Annotated in this window: 17 protein-coding genes; 1 reads left to right on the top strand and 16 read right to left on the bottom strand. The window is 66.6% G+C overall.

Annotated elements, in window-relative coordinates; genetic code table 11:
* Positions 1-44 precede the first annotated feature (44 nt).
* On the top strand, positions 45-764 hold the full coding sequence (locus BM397_RS19670; protein ID WP_092427847.1) for a metallophosphoesterase: 720 nt from the start codon (positions 45-47) through the stop codon (positions 762-764).
* Here BM397_RS19670 and BM397_RS19665 read toward each other — a convergent pair.
* From BM397_RS19665 to ffh, 16 genes are all read right to left on the bottom strand, one after another.
* Positions 711-2,468, bottom strand: coding sequence for a SulP family inorganic anion transporter (locus BM397_RS19665; protein ID WP_092427849.1), 1,758 nt, complete (start codon positions 2,466-2,468; stop codon positions 711-713). The genes BM397_RS19670 and BM397_RS19665 overlap by 54 nt on opposite strands.
* A gap of 158 nt (positions 2,469-2,626) precedes the next feature.
* Positions 2,627-4,300, bottom strand: a complete 1,674-nt coding sequence (locus BM397_RS19660) for a bifunctional protein tyrosine phosphatase family protein/NAD(P)/FAD-dependent oxidoreductase (RefSeq protein ID WP_092427851.1) — start codon at positions 4,298-4,300, stop codon at positions 2,627-2,629.
* Between the two features lie 184 nt (positions 4,301-4,484).
* Positions 4,485-4,706 (bottom strand): 50S ribosomal protein L31, encoded by a 222-nt coding sequence (gene rpmE, locus BM397_RS19655; protein ID WP_066103860.1) that lies wholly within the window; start codon positions 4,704-4,706, stop codon positions 4,485-4,487.
* 11 nt (positions 4,707-4,717) lie between these two features.
* Complete coding sequence (gene rplS, locus BM397_RS19650) at positions 4,718-5,101, bottom strand: 50S ribosomal protein L19 (RefSeq protein ID WP_092427853.1); 384 nt, start codon at positions 5,099-5,101, stop codon at positions 4,718-4,720.
* A 273-nt stretch (positions 5,102-5,374) separates the two neighbouring features.
* A complete protein-coding gene (locus tag BM397_RS19645) occupies positions 5,375-5,833 on the bottom strand; it encodes a GNAT family N-acetyltransferase (RefSeq protein WP_092427855.1) in 459 nt (152 codons plus the stop codon).
* Positions 5,830-6,636: a tRNA (guanosine(37)-N1)-methyltransferase TrmD gene (trmD, locus tag BM397_RS19640; RefSeq protein ID WP_092427857.1), complete on the bottom strand. Its 807-nt coding sequence runs from the start codon at positions 6,634-6,636 to the stop codon at positions 5,830-5,832. Before trmD ends, BM397_RS19645 begins: the two co-directional genes overlap by 4 nt.
* 60 nt (positions 6,637-6,696) lie before the next feature.
* Positions 6,697-7,281: a hypothetical protein gene (locus BM397_RS19635; protein WP_092427859.1), complete on the bottom strand. Its 585-nt coding sequence runs from the start codon at positions 7,279-7,281 to the stop codon at positions 6,697-6,699.
* Positions 7,282-7,456: 175 nt separating this feature from the next.
* Positions 7,457-7,963: a ribosome maturation factor RimM gene (gene rimM, locus BM397_RS19630; protein ID WP_092427861.1), complete on the bottom strand. Its 507-nt coding sequence runs from the start codon at positions 7,961-7,963 to the stop codon at positions 7,457-7,459.
* A gap of 109 nt (positions 7,964-8,072) precedes the next feature.
* The gene (locus BM397_RS19625) at positions 8,073-8,915 is read right to left on the bottom strand and encodes a MipA/OmpV family protein (RefSeq protein ID WP_092427863.1); all 843 of its coding nucleotides are present in this window, start codon (positions 8,913-8,915) and stop codon (positions 8,073-8,075) included.
* Positions 8,916-9,052: 137 nt separating this feature from the next.
* A complete protein-coding gene (rpsP, locus tag BM397_RS19620; protein ID WP_092427865.1) occupies positions 9,053-9,436 on the bottom strand; it encodes a 30S ribosomal protein S16 in 384 nt (127 codons plus the stop codon).
* 45 nt (positions 9,437-9,481) lie between these two features.
* Positions 9,482-9,778 carry a chorismate mutase gene (locus BM397_RS19615; protein ID WP_092427867.1) on the bottom strand — a complete coding sequence of 99 codons (297 nt, stop codon included), beginning with the start codon at positions 9,776-9,778 and terminating at the stop codon, positions 9,482-9,484.
* Positions 9,779-9,888: 110 nt separating this feature from the next.
* Positions 9,889-10,539, bottom strand: coding sequence for a GNAT family N-acetyltransferase (locus BM397_RS19610; protein WP_245696148.1), 651 nt, complete (start codon positions 10,537-10,539; stop codon positions 9,889-9,891).
* Positions 10,536-11,048, bottom strand: a complete 513-nt coding sequence (locus BM397_RS19605) for a GNAT family N-acetyltransferase (protein WP_092427869.1) — start codon at positions 11,046-11,048, stop codon at positions 10,536-10,538. Before BM397_RS19605 ends, BM397_RS19610 begins: the two co-directional genes overlap by 4 nt.
* Positions 11,045-11,575: a GNAT family N-acetyltransferase gene (locus BM397_RS19600; RefSeq protein ID WP_092427871.1), complete on the bottom strand. Its 531-nt coding sequence runs from the start codon at positions 11,573-11,575 to the stop codon at positions 11,045-11,047. Before BM397_RS19600 ends, BM397_RS19605 begins: the two co-directional genes overlap by 4 nt.
* Positions 11,572-11,778, bottom strand: coding sequence for a hypothetical protein (locus tag BM397_RS19595; protein ID WP_092427873.1), 207 nt, complete (start codon positions 11,776-11,778; stop codon positions 11,572-11,574). The genes BM397_RS19600 and BM397_RS19595 overlap by 4 nt, the downstream gene beginning before the upstream one ends.
* Positions 11,775-13,289 carry a signal recognition particle protein gene (gene ffh, locus BM397_RS19590; protein ID WP_092427875.1) on the bottom strand — a complete coding sequence of 505 codons (1,515 nt, stop codon included), beginning with the start codon at positions 13,287-13,289 and terminating at the stop codon, positions 11,775-11,777. The genes BM397_RS19595 and ffh overlap by 4 nt, the downstream gene beginning before the upstream one ends.
* Positions 13,290-13,552: the final 263 nt, after the last annotated feature.

Genomic DNA, 13,552 nt, shown 5'->3' with positions numbered 1-13,552 from the left:
TCGGGGGTTGGCGGTCCAAGTAATCAGCACGGAAAGGATTTCTCATGACGCCCATCTTTGCCATCGGTGACATCCACGGCCAGATCGATCAGCTGCATGCCGCCCTCGAGGCCATCGCGACCGACGATCACGCAGACGCGCCCATCGTTTTCCTCGGAGACTACGTGGACCGCGGTCCCGACTCGCGCGCGGTGATCGACCTGCTGATGCAGGGCCAGGCGGAGGGCAAGCCCTGGACCTGCCTGATGGGCAACCACGACCGCTTCCTGCTGCGGTTCCTGGACAACCCGCGGTACATGGATCCGGCTGTCTCGCGGCCGCTGCTCTGGACCGACCCGCCGCTTGGCGGAGCGCGCACGCTGGCCTCCTACGGGGTGGACGTGAGCGAGGGGCGCGAGCTCAGGGACATCCACGCCGACGCACTCGAGGCGATCCCGCAGGCGCACCGCGACTGGATCGCGACTCTGCCGCGCTACCATGAGACCGAGGAGCAGATCTTCGTTCATGCCGGGCTTCGCCCCGGAGTGCTGCTGAACTACCAGAAGGAAGACGATCTGGTGTGGATCCGGGCGCCCTTCCTCGACTGGCAAGGCGACTGGGGGCGGCTCGTGGTGCACGGGCATACGGCGCTCGACGTGCCGCAGCTCTATCCCAACCGGCTCAACATGGATGGCGGAGCGGGCTATGGACGCCCGCTCTACCCGGCGCTGCTACTGGGCCGCGAGGCTTTCCTGCTCGGTCCCATGGGACGCGTCCGGCTTTAGGGCGCACCAGGCCTCGTACTGCGACAGGAAGACCTGACCTGAGAGCTCGTGCAGGAAGTGCGAGCGCTTGAGCCGGTCCATCACCGGCCCCTTCACCTCGGTCAGGTGCAGGGTGATGCCCTGCTCCGACAGGCGGCGATTGATCTCTTCCAGCGTCTCCAGCGCGCTCATGTCCACCTCGTTCACCGCCGGGAACATCAGCACCACGTGGCGCAGGTTCTGGCATTGGGCGACGCGGGTCAGCACGTATTCCTCGAGGAAGCGTGCGTTGACGAAATAGAGGCTCTCGTCGACCCGCAGCGTCAGAACGCCGGGCAGGGTCTCGACGTCGTGGCGCAGCACGTTGCGGAAGTGATGCGTGCCCGGCACCAGCCCGACCTCGGCCACATGCGGTTTGGAGGTCTTGTAGAGGTGCAGCAGGATCGACAGCAGAACCCCGGCGGAGACACCGACCTCCACGCCGACCAGCAGGGTCAGCACGATGGTGGCCGAGACCGCGGTGAAATCGACCTTGGAGTAGGTCCAGGTCTTCTTGAGGATCGAGAAATCCACGAGGCTGAGCACGGCGACGATGATCGTGGCGGCCAGCGTGGCCTTCGGCAGGAAGAACAGCAGCGGGGTCAGCACCAGTGTCGCGAGGCCGATGCCCACGGCGGTATAGGCGCCCGCGGCCGGCGTTTCGGCCCCGGCGTCGAAGTTCACCACAGAGCGCGAGAAGCCGCCGGTCACCGGGAAGCCGCCGGAAAGCGCCGAGCCGATGTTCGAGGCGCCGAGGCCGATCAGCTCCTGGTCGGGGTCGATGCGCTGGCGACGCTTGGCAGCAAGGGTCTGGGCGACCGAGACCGATTCCACGAAGCCGATGATCGAAATGAGGATCGCCGGCATCAGCAGCGTCTTCCACATCGTCAGATCAAAGGACGGCGCCGAGAGCGGCGGCAGGCCCATGGGCACTTCGCCGACGACCTTCACGCCCATCTGGTTCAGCCCCAGCCCCCAGGTCAGCAGGGTGGTCACCGCGACGGCCGCGACGGGACCGGCCTTGGCGAGAATATCGGCCATACGCGGGCCAAGGCCCATCTTGCGCAGCAGCGGCTTCAGCCCCTTGCGCACCCAGAACAGGAAGGCGGTGGCGGCGAGGCCGATGGCCAAGGTGATGAAGTTCGTCTCCGGCAGATGGGCGATCAGCGAGCCGACGAGGTCTAGCAGCGTGTGGCCCTCGGCGCTGATGCCGAAGATATGCTTGAGCTGCGAGGCGGCAATGAGCACGCCCGAGGCGGTGATGAAGCCCGCGATCACCGGGTGGCTGAGGAAGTTCGCCAGAAAGCCGAGCCGCAGCACGCCGATGGCGACGAGGAAGACGCCGGAGATGAAGGCCAGGGTGATCGCGGCCAGAGCGATCTGCGCCGGGTCGCTCAGCCCGAGCTGGCCGATCGCCGCCGCGGTCATCAGCGAGACCACGGCCACCGGGCCCACGGCCAGCGCCCGGCTGGTGCCGAAGATCGCATAGGCCACCAGCGGCAGGATCGAGGCGTAGAGACCCATCTCGGCGGGCAGACCGGCGAGCAGGGCGTAGGCCAGAGATTGCGGGATCAGCATGATCGTCACGATCACCGCCGCGACAAGGTCCGAGGTGGCGGTGTCGCGGTCGTAGCTCCGCGCCCAGTCGAGGATTGGCAGGTAGCGGGTCAGGCGGGGAAGCTGCATGGGGCAAGGTCCTGAATTGCGCGGTCCCCGCGGGAGTCGGGGATTTGGTGTCTATATATTCCGAAAATAGAATTTGTGAAGAGCGAAACCCATGTTCCTCGCGATTCAGTCTGGACGGAACATTGTCCGCCCAGACTTATTATTTCCAGAAGAATTTTTCAGACCGCCGTGACCGGCTCGGGCTTGGCCATCCATTCCTTCCCGCGCAGCATGGCCTTCCAGTAGACCGGCGGCAGGATCTGCTCCTTGAGCAGCCAGGCCGCGCGCGTCGGCTTGGTGCCGTCGATCAGCCATTTCGGGAAGCTCGGCAGCAGCGCGCCGCCGTAGCCGAACTCGGCGAGCACGATCTTGCCCCGCTCGACGGTCAGCGGGCAGGATCCGTAACCGTTGTAGAGCGCCACCGGCGCCTTGCCGTCGATGTCGGCGGCGACGTTCTCGGCCACCACCGGTGCCTGCATCCGTGCGGCCGCGGCGGTCTTGGCGTTGGGCGCGTTCATCACGTCGCCGAGGCTCCAGATATTGTCATAGCTCTTGTGGCGCAGGGTGCCCTGATCGACATCCACCCACCCCGCGGCGTCAGCCAGCGGCGAGACGCGGATGAAATCGGGCGCGACCTGCGGCGGGCAGACGTGCATCATGTCGAAGTCGACGGTCACCTCGGTCGCTTCGGCATCGGGCTTGGCAACCTTGAAGGTCGCCTTGCGGGCGGGGCCGTCCACCGCCACGAGGTTGTGGAAGAAGTTCAGCTTGGCGCGGTACTTCTCGATATAGCTCTCGAGCGCGGGGACGTAGTCCTTAACCCCGAAGAGCACGCCACCGGCGTTCATGAACTCGATGTCGATGCGCGGCAGCACCCCGGTGCGGAACCAGTGGTCGCCCGAGAGGTAGAGCGCCTTCTGCGGTGCGCCGGCGCATTTGATCGGCATCGGCGGCTGGGTGAAGAGTGCGCGGCCCTCTTTCAGCCCCTTCACCAGCTCCCACGTGTAGGGCGCGAGGTCGTAGCGGTAGTTCGAGGTGACGCCATTCTTGCCCAGCGTCTCGACCAGCCCCTCGACCCTGTGCCAGTCGAGCTTCAGCCCCGGGCAGACGATCAGCCGGTCGTATTTCACCACCCGGCACCCATCCAGGATCACGGCGTTGTCCTCGGGCTCGAAGGCGGCGACGGCGGCCTTGATCCAATGCACTCCGCGCGGGATCAGGCTGCCCATGGTGCGGGCGGTGGTCTGTGGCTCGAAGACGCCGCCGCCGACCATGGTCCACCCGGGCTGGTAGTAGTGGATGTCGGCCGGGTCGAGCAGCGCGATGTTCAGATCGGGTTTGCGGGCCTTGAGGCTGGCCGAGACGGCGATGCCTGCGGCGCCGCCGCCAACCACCACCACGTCGAACCGTGCGTCGCCGGTGTCGGTCGGGGTTTTGCCGCCGTTGACGATGCGCCGCACCACCCCGGCCATGTCGTAGCCCGCCTGCTTGGTGGCCGCTAGGATCTGCGCGGGCGGCAGGCTGCCGGCCTGGCTCAGCGACCAGAGCGTGGCCGAACGCGTGCCGCTGCGGCAGTAGGCCAGCACCGGGCCGGGCAACTCGCGCAGCGTCTTGCCGAAGGCCACGGCATCAGCGTCCTGCACCTTGCCCGAGACGACGGGGATGTAGCGGGCCTCGAGCCCGGCCTGTTTCGCTGCGGCTTCGATCTCTTCGAAGTTCGGCTGGTCGGCCCCCTCGCCGTCGGGCCGGTTGCAGATGATGGCCCGATAGCCAGCCTCTGCGATCAAGGCCACGTCTGTGGCGGTGATCTGCGCCGAGGCGGCGATGTCGTCGGTGATCTTGCGAATGTCCACGAGAAGTCCTCCCAACTCGATTCGCCAAGATCATACACATTCAGCATTGAGAATGCATTTGGTTCGACGGGGAGGCGGCGATCACATTGTCGCAGGGTCAGCGCGGCGCGTGGCGCGCGGCGTGCTGACAAAGAAAAACGCCGCCCCGAGGGACGGCGTTTTCCGAAATCCGGAAGGGATGGGATCAGAAGCCCAGGCCTTCGTATTTCTTCTTGAACTTCGACACGCGGCCGCCGGCGTCCAGCAGGCGCGACGAGCCACCGGTCCAGGCCGGGTGCACGGTCGGGTCGATGTCGAGCGACATCTGATCGCCTTCCTTGCCCCAGGTCGAACGGGTCTGGTAGACGGTGCCGTCGGTCATCTTGACGTCGATGACGTGATAGTCGGGGTGGATGCCCTTTTTCATAACGGCTCTCCTTATGCCTCGGCGCCGGCGAGCGGCTTGTAGTTGGTCTGCTCTGCGATACGGGCGGATTTGCCGCGACGCGAACGCAGGTAGTACAGCTTGGCGCGACGGACTTTACCGCGGCGCACCACCTCGATCGAATCGATGTTGGTGGCATAGAGCGGGAAGACGCGCTCGACGCCCTCGCCGAAGGAAATCTTGCGGACGGTGAACGAGCCGGCGATGCCCTTGCCGTTCTTACGGCTGATGCAGACGCCTTCGTAGTTCTGCACGCGGGTACGCGTACCTTCGGTCACCTTGTAGCCGACGCGCACGGTGTCGCCGGGCTTGAAGTCGGGGATGGTTTTCCCCAGGGCGGCAATTTGCTCCGCCTCGAGCTGTGCGATCAGATCCATCTGACGCTCTCCTATCTGCTCACGGTTTTTTCCGTGAAGGTGTCGCGTTCTCAGAGCTCCGTGTCTTCGATCGGGTCCGCCGCAGCGCCCGCCGGAGGTAACAACATCTTTGTCTTCTGGGTGGCCAGAGGCCGCGTCCGGATCGCTCGGGCCGCGCCGAAGAAACGCGGGAGGCGGGAACGGACGAATCCACGAGCGCCCTGAGGACGTCGCGGATTGGCGCCATATAGGCGGGGATAGCGCTTTGATCAAGTGAAAACGGGTGCGCAGAGCTCAGAGCGTGCGCTTGAACCCCAGGTGGCTCGCCTTGAAGCCGAGCCGCTCGTAGAAGCGATGCGCATCGGTGCGGCTGGCGTCGGAGGTCAGCTGCACCGTCGCGCATCCGCGGGCGCGGCACTCTTCGACGGCCCAGTCGATCATCTGGCTGCCCAGCCCGATGCCGCGTGCCGGTGCCGCGACACGCACGGCCTCGATCTGGCCGCGCAGCGCGCCCTTGCGCGAAAGCCCGGCGATGAAGGTGAGCTGCAGCGTGCCGATGATCTCGCCATCCCGCTCGGCGACCGCAAGGAACTGGTTCGGGTCCGCGTCGATTGCGCGGAAGGCGTCGAGGTAGCCGGCGGCGAGAGGCTCCGAGAGATCCTCGCGCATGGCACCCAGCGGATCGTCCGCCAGCATTTCGACGATGATCCGGACGTCCGCCTCGGTGGCGCGGCGCAGGCTGATCGCATTCATTTGCCGGACCCCTTTGCCGCCACATGCGCGGCCCAGAGGTCGGGACGGCGGGTGCGGGTGATTTCTTCGGACTGTTCGCGGCGCCAGGCGTCGATCGCACCATGGTTGCCCGAGAGCAGCACGTCGGGGATGCGGTGGCCCTGCCACTCGGCGGGGCGGGTGTACTGCGGATGTTCGAGCAGCCCGTTCGAGAAGCTCTCTTCCTCGGTCGAAGAGGCATTGCCCAGCACGCCGGGGATCAGCCGGATGGTGGCGTCGAGCAGCATCTGCGCAGCGATCTCGCCACCGGTGAGGACAAAATCCCCCAGTGACACCTCGATGATCCGGTAATGATCGATGACCCGCTGGTCGAGCCCCTCGAAGCGGCCGCAGATCAGCGAGACGCCGGGCTCCTGCGCGAGGCGCTGCGCCATCTGCTGGTCGAAGCGGCGGCCGCGCGGACTGAGGTAGATCAGCGGTGCGCGGGCGGGCATTCGGGCACGGGCGTGCTCGATGGCCTGGCCCATCACGTCGGGACGCAGCACCATGCCGGCGCCGCCGCCGGCGGGGGTGTCGTCGACATTGCGGTGCTTGCCTTCGCCGAATTCGCGCAGGTTGACCGTGCTCAGCTGCCACAGCCCGTCCTGCAGGGCGCGGCCGGTCAGCGAATGGCCCAGCACGCCGGGGAAGGCATCGGGCAGCAGGGTGATCACCTGCGCCTGGAAGGCACGGGCCAGCTCGGGCGCGCCGGTCATCAGCTCGCGTGGCTTGAGGCTGGGTCGGATGGTCTTGCGGCCCGAGGCGCGCTGCGGAGTATCGGTCATGGCGGGTGTCCTTGTCGCGCCCCGTCTAGCGGCGTAGCGCGCCCGGCTCAAGCCGTCCCTTCACGCGCTGCGGGCGAGCGGCATGGCCGGTGCGGCTGCGTAGGCCACCGCGACCCGGGAAACCCTGTCGTGCAGTTCGAGCACCATGTCGGGCTGGCGGAAGCAGCGGGCAAGGCCGCCGGCGCGGTCCGGCGAGGCGCGCAGCAGCACGAGGAGAAGCCAGAACTCGGTCACGGCGCGAACCGAGAGATCGGTCGCCTCGCGGGCATTCTGGCAAATGAGCCCGCGCTCAAGGATGCGGCGGATGGCGTGCTCGGGGCTTTCGGGCTGCATGTCCTGCGGGCCGGGGCTAGCTAGCAGGCGGTCAAGCTCCGCGCGCATCTGGCGCAGGGGCGGCAACGGCATCGGGGGGCGTCGCAGGGCGCGGCGCGACAGCAGCAGCGGGCGCGAGGCCCGGTGGCGGCGCACGGCCGCCCGCGCGGCCAGCAGTGCCAGCACCGCGAGAATCCAGAGTGCAGCAAAAAGGAAAAGGGACTGCTGGCCCATCTCGGCGAGGCCGAACGTCAGCGCGACGGACGCCACGCAGGTCAGGATCAGCAGCGTCGCGGAGCGCGCCCAGAGGCCAATACGGGAAACCGAAAACAAGGAACCAACCCTCGGGTAAAACACGAGGTTAACTTTAGCACGGGCGCGCCAAATTCCAGCCAAATTTCAGAAATTTCGATTTCCGGTTCGCGCCAGGCGAACAATCTGGAACGACCCGGGGACCCGTTTCCGGATTGCGCCAAGTTTCGGCCTCCGGTTGCAGCCTGGCGGAGTTTTACTCCAGAAGCCCTTCGGGTGGATCCGCGATGATCCGGCCCGAGGCGATGTCCACGGTGGGCACCACGGCGCGGGTGAAGGGCAGCAGCACGGTGGTCGAGGCTCCGGGCACGATCAGTTCCAGTAGATCCGAGGCACCGTGATTTAGAACCGCCTTCACCTTGCCGATCTCTGCGCCCCCAGTGTCGAGCACCGTCAGCCCGATCAGGTCGGTGTAGTAGAACTCGTCATCCTGCAGATCAGGAAGCCGGTCGCGCGGGGCAAAGAGCTGCAGGCCCTTCAGGGCGTCGGCCTCTTCCTTTGTGCGCACGTTGGAAAGTCGTGCCGCGAAGCCACCCTTGAGCGGGCGGGTGATCTGGATGTCAAAGCTGCGGCTGCCGTCCTCGGAGGTGAGCGGGGCGTAGTCGGCAATCGCTTCGGGGTCTGCCGTGTAGCTCTTCAGCCGGACCTCGCCATTCACGCCGAAGGCGCCGCCCAGAACGCCGACACAGATCATCTCGTCCACTTCGTTGCGCCTCCCGTCATTGCGCTTGCCCGGCCCGCTGCGCGATGCACAACGCGCGGTGAGGCCGGGGATAGCGCGACCCGGCCCGCATTTGCAATCTCCGAGAAGCTCAGAAGCGCAGGTTGAAGACGCGGGTGACCCCGATGCGGAAGCGCCACTGGTCGTTGTCGCCGGTCTCGACAATCGGGCTGTCAGCCGCGTCGCCCTGCAGGTTGTCCCAGTTCAGCGCGCTTTCGACACCCCAACTATCGTTGATCTTGTAGCGGGCACCGAGCTGGATGCCGGCGCTGATCAGACCGCCGTCGGGGTCATAGGCGGGCAGATCGGCAGTGGCCTCGTCAGGATCGATCCCCGAGTAGGTGTCGATGAATTCGTCGTTGGCCCAGATGAAGCGGGGACCGACGGTCAGGCGCCAGCGGTCGTCGGGGCGGGCGACGTAGTCAACCCCGACCGAGCCGACCAGGCCCTCGTGGCCACCGAACCCGCGGCGAATGTCGGCAAAGGCCTCGTAGCTCGGGCCGGCAAAGCCGACGCCGAAGCCGATCTCGTAGCTGGGATCGACGTCATGCAGGCTTTCGAGGTCGGGGTCCTCGCTGGCGTCACGCTCGCCGAGGTAGCGGAACGAGCCGTGGACGTCCCAGCCATAATCCTCGGCCCACGGGTCGGTGTCGCCGACCTCGGGCAGACCACGCAGGCGCAGGTGCTTGAACTGGAAACCGATGTCCGGGCCGACGTCATATTCGTCCGAGCCGAAGAACTTCGGCTGGGTTGCGACCCCGCCGCGCAGCGTGAAGGTGAAGCTGTTGCCCGCGGATTGCGTCGAGGTGACCGGCTGCGCTGCCGGAGACCCGTCACCGACGGTTTCGGGAGTCACGAATTCCTGCGCCAGTGCGGGACCGGCGAGCAGCGCTGTGGCAAGCGTAAGGGCAGCAAGGGGGCGGAGCAGCGGCATGGCAGAAATCCCGGTGTTCGCAAAGCAGTACAAGGGCGATGGTAGGGCGAGGATACAACTTATCCAAGCGTCAACCAAAAAGGGTGCGCAGGATTTCTCCTGCGCACCCCGTTTTGTGGCTTTGGTGCCGCGGAGGATTACTCTGCGGATTCCTCTGCCGGTGCTGCTGCGGCCTCTGCGGCGGCTGCGGCTTTTGCGGCCTTGGCTTCGGCGCGCTCGGTGGCTGCCTTGCCCGGGACGGCTTTCTTGGGGTTGCTGCGCTCTTTCTTGGCGACAACGCCTGCGGCTTCGAGGAAGCGCGACACGCGGTCGGTCGGCTGCGCGCCCTGCTCCATCCAGTACTGGATGCGCTCGACGTTCATGATCACGCGGCGCTCGTCGTCCTTGGCGAGCAGCGGGTTGTAGGTGCCCAGCTTCTCGACGAAGCGGCCGTCACGCGGCATGCGCGAGTCGGATGCGACGATTGCGTAGTGGGGGCGCTTTTTCGAGCCACCGCGGGCAAGACGGATTTTCATGGCCATGGGGGTATCTCCTTGAGTATGGCGTTTTTGACGGGCAAAGCCCTGTCAGGATTGGTGTTTTTCGTGGTGCTTGATGACTTCCTGAATGATGAAATTCAGGAATTTCTCGGCGAAGGCCGGATCGAGATCCGCTTTCTCCGCCAGATCCTTGAGCCGCGCGATCTGCTGCTCTTCACGCGCGGGGTCGGAGGGGGGCAGCTCGTGGGTGGCCTTGAGGACCCCCACGGACTGCGTGTGCTTGAACCGCTCGGCGAGCGTGAACACGAGGATCGCGTCCAGCCTGTCGATGCTTTCGCGGTGTTCTTTCAGAAGGTCTGCGGCGCGGGCGGCGGGGTCACTCATGCTCGGCTCCTTTGAACAAAAAAGAGGGGGCACACTCCATGCGCCTCCCATGCACCACGCGTGCATCGGAGGCGGCAGGAACCGCGCGCCGGGACTTCGGGGAGAACGCTTCAGTCAACGGCCCATCCCTTCGGCTTGAAGAGGGGATCGATGTAGTTGGCGATCTCCATGTCGATGCCATGCGCCAGCTGACTGCCGCGCAGCGCCGAGGGCGCTGGGTGGCGGTAGACGGCGTCGCTGCCATCGACGGTTGCGGCCGAGGGGTCCTTGCGGGCCCCGAGCCGTTCGGCAAGACGGATGGAATCGAGGTTCTTGGGGTCGATGTAGCTGACCGCGCCCTCCCATCCGGCCTCGTCGTAGAAATACTGCCGCACGCGCTGCGTCGCCTCGAGCGCGTAGCCACGCCCGCCGCGGTCCGGCCAGATGATCCAGGCGATCTCGCGCTCGGGCCATTTCGCCGGGAACCAGCCGCCCGCCATGCCGACGGTCTCGCCGGTCTCGCGCAGGTGGATCATCCACATGCCGAAGCCGCGGATCTGCCAGTGGCCGATCTCGGCGGCGTAGAGCATCCAGGTCTCGTAGGCGTTGAGCGGACCGCCCATGAAGCGCGAGCGGTACGACGCGAAGGTGGCCTTGAAGTCCGGGTAGTCCTCGGACTTCGGTGCGCGCAGCACCAGCCGGGCCGTTTCCAGCTCGGGAATTCCCTGCAGCACGGCTGCGGGCACCGCCGGGGCGGTCTGGGGCTGCATTGCGAGGCTCATCCGGCGATCTCCGGGTGGCGGTAGATATGGGCCACGTGGCCAAGCACCTTCTCGGCGCGCTCGAAGGTCGCACCAAGCCGCAGGGCCAGCGCGCGCGAGCGGTCGTTCTCGGGATCGACAAGGCTGATCAGCCGGGTCAGGCCGAAGTGCTTGGCGGCGGCGGCGCGGGCGGCGGAAGCCGCCTCATAGGCGTAGCCGCGACCTTCGAACCGCGAGAAGATAGAATAGGCAAGCTCGGGCTCGGGCCATTCGATGTGGTTGAGCGGCCCGGTGAAGCCCGCCATCTCGCCGCTCTCGCGGTCGGTGACGTGCCAGATGCCGTAGCCGCGGATCTGCCAGTGACCCGCCGAACGCAGAAGCGTGCGCCAGACCTGCCCGCGGTCGGTGGGGCCGCCTACAAAATGCGAGCGCGGCTCGGCGTAGAAGGTGCACATGGCTTCCAGATCATCCATGCAGGGCGCACGCAGGATCAGGCGCTCGGTCTCGACAGTGGGGATCTCGATGCTCATGCCAGCACCTCCTCGGCGGGAGGGTGGCGATAGAGCATGTCCTCGCCCATGTGGTAATTGGTGTAGGTGCGCTCGTAGACCGCGCCCAGCCGTTCGGCCAGCGCGACGGAGCGGGCATTGCCCGGTACGATGTTCGAGGTCAGCGTCTTCAGGCCGAGATCCTCGTAGGCGTAGCGGCGGACGCGCAGCGCCGCCTCGGAGGCGATGCCGCGCCCCTCATAGCCCTCGAAGACCACCCAGCCGATCTCGGGCTCGGGCCAGCCTTCGGGCTCCCAGATACCGCAGATACCTGCGGGCTTGCCCGTGGCCTTGTCTTCAATGGTGAAATAGCCGTAGCCGCGCAGGTGCCAGTGGCCGACGTTCAGCGCGAACCAGCGCCAGGCGTCGCCGCGGTGGTCGTAACCGCCGAAGCCGTCCGAGCGTTCGCGGTCGAGCAGGAAGGCGATCATCGCCTCGGCGTCATCGGCCTCGGGGCCGCGCAGGATCAGCCGCTCGGTCTCGAGGCGGGGGGCGTTCACGAGGCTCATGCGTAGGCCTCCACGCTGCCGTCGGCATCGTTTTCGGGAGCGCCGTAGCGCGCGAAAGGATCAGCCGGGGTGCCCGTGGCGGGGACGGGGTCTGCGTATTTGGAGAACAATGAAGCGCGCAGGCCCTCCGCGCCGGCCGCCAGCGGGGCGGTCGGGTCCGTCACCTCCTGCGAGGCAAGGGGAAGGGGGCGCTTGTCGATCATTTCTTCTTGCCGAATCCGCCGAGGCCCGGGGGCAGCGCGCCGCCACCCATGCCGGGCATGCCGCCGAGACCGCCGGGCAGCTTGCCGCCCATTGCCTTGGCTGCGGCCTCGATCTGCTTGGGGTCCATCTGCGACGGGTCCATCCCCTCGGGCATGCCACCCTTTCCGAACATGCCTTTCATGGCCTGTTTCAGCATGCCGCCTTTGCCCATCTTGCCCATCTTCTTCATCATGTCGGACATCTGGCGCTGCATCTTCAGCAGCTTGTTGAGGTCCGCCACCTCCATGCCCGCGCCGGCCGCGATGCGCTTCTTGCGCGAGGCCTGCAGGAGCTGCGGGTTGGCGCGCTCTTTCTTGGTCATGGAGTTGATGAGGGCGACCTGCTGGCGCAGGATCTTGTCGTCGAGACCTGCGTCGTCCATCTGCTTGGCCATCTTTGCGGCGCCGGGCATCATCTGCATCATCGCGCCGAGGCCGCCCATCTTCATCATCTGCTCGAGCTGCATCTTCAGGTCGTTCATGTTGAACTGACCCTTCTGGAAGCGCTTCATCATGCGCTCGGCTTGTTCGACCTCGAGCGTCTGCTGTGCCTTCTCGACCAGCGCGACGATGTCGCCCATGCCGAGAATGCGGCCGGCGACGCGGTCGGGCTCGAAGGTTTCCAGCGCGTCCATCTTCTCGCCGAGACCGACGAACTTGATCGGCTTGCCGGTGATGGCGCGCATCGACAGCGCGGCACCGCCGCGGCCGTCGCCGTCCATCCGGGTCAGCACCACGCCCGAGACACCGATCTTGTCGTCGAACTCTGTGGCGACGTTGACCGCGTCCTGGCCGGTGAGGCCGTCGACCACCAGAAGCGTCTCGCGCGGGCTCACCACGTCGCGCACGTCGGCGGCCTGCTGGATCAGCTCGGCGTCGATGTGCAGGCGGCCCGCGGTGTCGAGCATGTAGACGTCATAGCCGCCGAGGCTGGCCTGGGTCTTGGCGCGCTTTGCGATCGCCACCGGGTCCTCGCCCTTGACGATCGGCAGCGTGTCGACGCCGATCTGCTGACCGAGGATCTGCAGCTGCTCCATGGCCGCTGGACGGTTCACGTCGAGCGAGGCCATCAGCACCTTCTTGCGGTCGCGCTCCTTCAGGCGCTTGGCAAGCTTGGCGGTGGTGGTGGTCTTGCCCGAGCCCTGCAGGCCGACCATGAGGATCGGCGCCGGCGCGTTGTCGATGCGCAGCGCGCCGGGCTCGCCTTCGCCGGCGAGGGTGGCGATCAGCTCGTCGTGGACGATCTTCACCACCTGCTGGCCGGGGGTCACCGACTTGGTGACCGCGGCGCCGGTGGCCTTTTTCTCGACGGCCTTGATGAACTGGCGCGCCACGGGCAGCGAGACGTCGGCCTCGAGCAGGGCGACGCGGACTTCGCGCATGGCGGTGCGGACGTCGTCCTCGGAGAGGGCGCCCAGCTTGGTCAGGCGGTCGAAGACGCCGCCGAGGCGTTCGGAAAGAGATTCGAACATGGGCCGTCTGGGCTCCTTCTTCTCTGGTCCGTATCTGGTGTGCAGACCCGAGATGGGGGCCATGCGGCGTGGAATCAAACGTGACGCGGAAGCACTGTGTCTGCCGGACCCGTGGGGCAATGCGAAAACGCCTCCGTGGGCGCAACGCGCTGACGGAGGGCGATCCCGGGCATTGGCCCAAGGGACCGGAAGCATAGCGGACTCCCGGTGGATTGCGCGCGATGTACGCCCCGCGGCGCGTGGAGTCAAGTTCGGCAGGTCGC

This window comes from Alloyangia pacifica, from assembly GCF_900116195.1.
Lineage (GTDB): Bacteria > Pseudomonadota > Alphaproteobacteria > Rhodobacterales > Rhodobacteraceae > Salipiger > Salipiger pacificus.
Note: the sequence above shows the minus strand (reverse complement) of the source record. Positions and strands in the feature narration are given on the sequence as shown.

What these genes read in the sequence shown, in the direction of transcription:
- BM397_RS19670 (WP_092427847.1), top strand. Translation starts at nt 45, where the DNA reads ATGACGCCCATCTTTGCCATCGGTGACATCCACGGCCAGATCGATCAG.
- BM397_RS19665 (WP_092427849.1), bottom strand. Translation starts at nt 2,468, where the DNA reads ATGCAGCTTCCCCGCCTGACCCGCTACCTGCCAATCCTCGACTGGGCG.
- rpmE (WP_066103860.1), bottom strand. Translation starts at nt 4,706, where the DNA reads ATGAAAAAGGGCATCCACCCCGACTATCACGTCATCGACGTCAAGATG.
- rplS (WP_092427853.1), bottom strand. Translation starts at nt 5,101, where the DNA reads ATGGATCTGATCGCACAGCTCGAGGCGGAGCAAATTGCCGCCCTGGGG.
- BM397_RS19645 (WP_092427855.1), bottom strand. Translation starts at nt 5,833, where the DNA reads ATGAATGCGATCAGCCTGCGCCGCGCCACCGAGGCGGACGTCCGGATC.
- trmD (WP_092427857.1), bottom strand. Translation starts at nt 6,636, where the DNA reads ATGACCGATACTCCGCAGCGCGCCTCGGGCCGCAAGACCATCCGACCC.
- BM397_RS19625 (WP_092427863.1), bottom strand. Translation starts at nt 8,915, where the DNA reads ATGCCGCTGCTCCGCCCCCTTGCTGCCCTTACGCTTGCCACAGCGCTG.
- rpsP (WP_092427865.1), bottom strand. Translation starts at nt 9,436, where the DNA reads ATGGCCATGAAAATCCGTCTTGCCCGCGGTGGCTCGAAAAAGCGCCCC.
- BM397_RS19615 (WP_092427867.1), bottom strand. Translation starts at nt 9,778, where the DNA reads ATGAGTGACCCCGCCGCCCGCGCCGCAGACCTTCTGAAAGAACACCGC.
- BM397_RS19610 (WP_245696148.1), bottom strand. Translation starts at nt 10,539, where the DNA reads ATGAGCCTCGCAATGCAGCCCCAGACCGCCCCGGCGGTGCCCGCAGCC.
- BM397_RS19605 (WP_092427869.1), bottom strand. Translation starts at nt 11,048, where the DNA reads ATGAGCATCGAGATCCCCACTGTCGAGACCGAGCGCCTGATCCTGCGT.
- BM397_RS19600 (WP_092427871.1), bottom strand. Translation starts at nt 11,575, where the DNA reads ATGAGCCTCGTGAACGCCCCCCGCCTCGAGACCGAGCGGCTGATCCTG.
- BM397_RS19595 (WP_092427873.1), bottom strand. Translation starts at nt 11,778, where the DNA reads ATGATCGACAAGCGCCCCCTTCCCCTTGCCTCGCAGGAGGTGACGGAC.
- ffh (WP_092427875.1), bottom strand. Translation starts at nt 13,289, where the DNA reads ATGTTCGAATCTCTTTCCGAACGCCTCGGCGGCGTCTTCGACCGCCTG.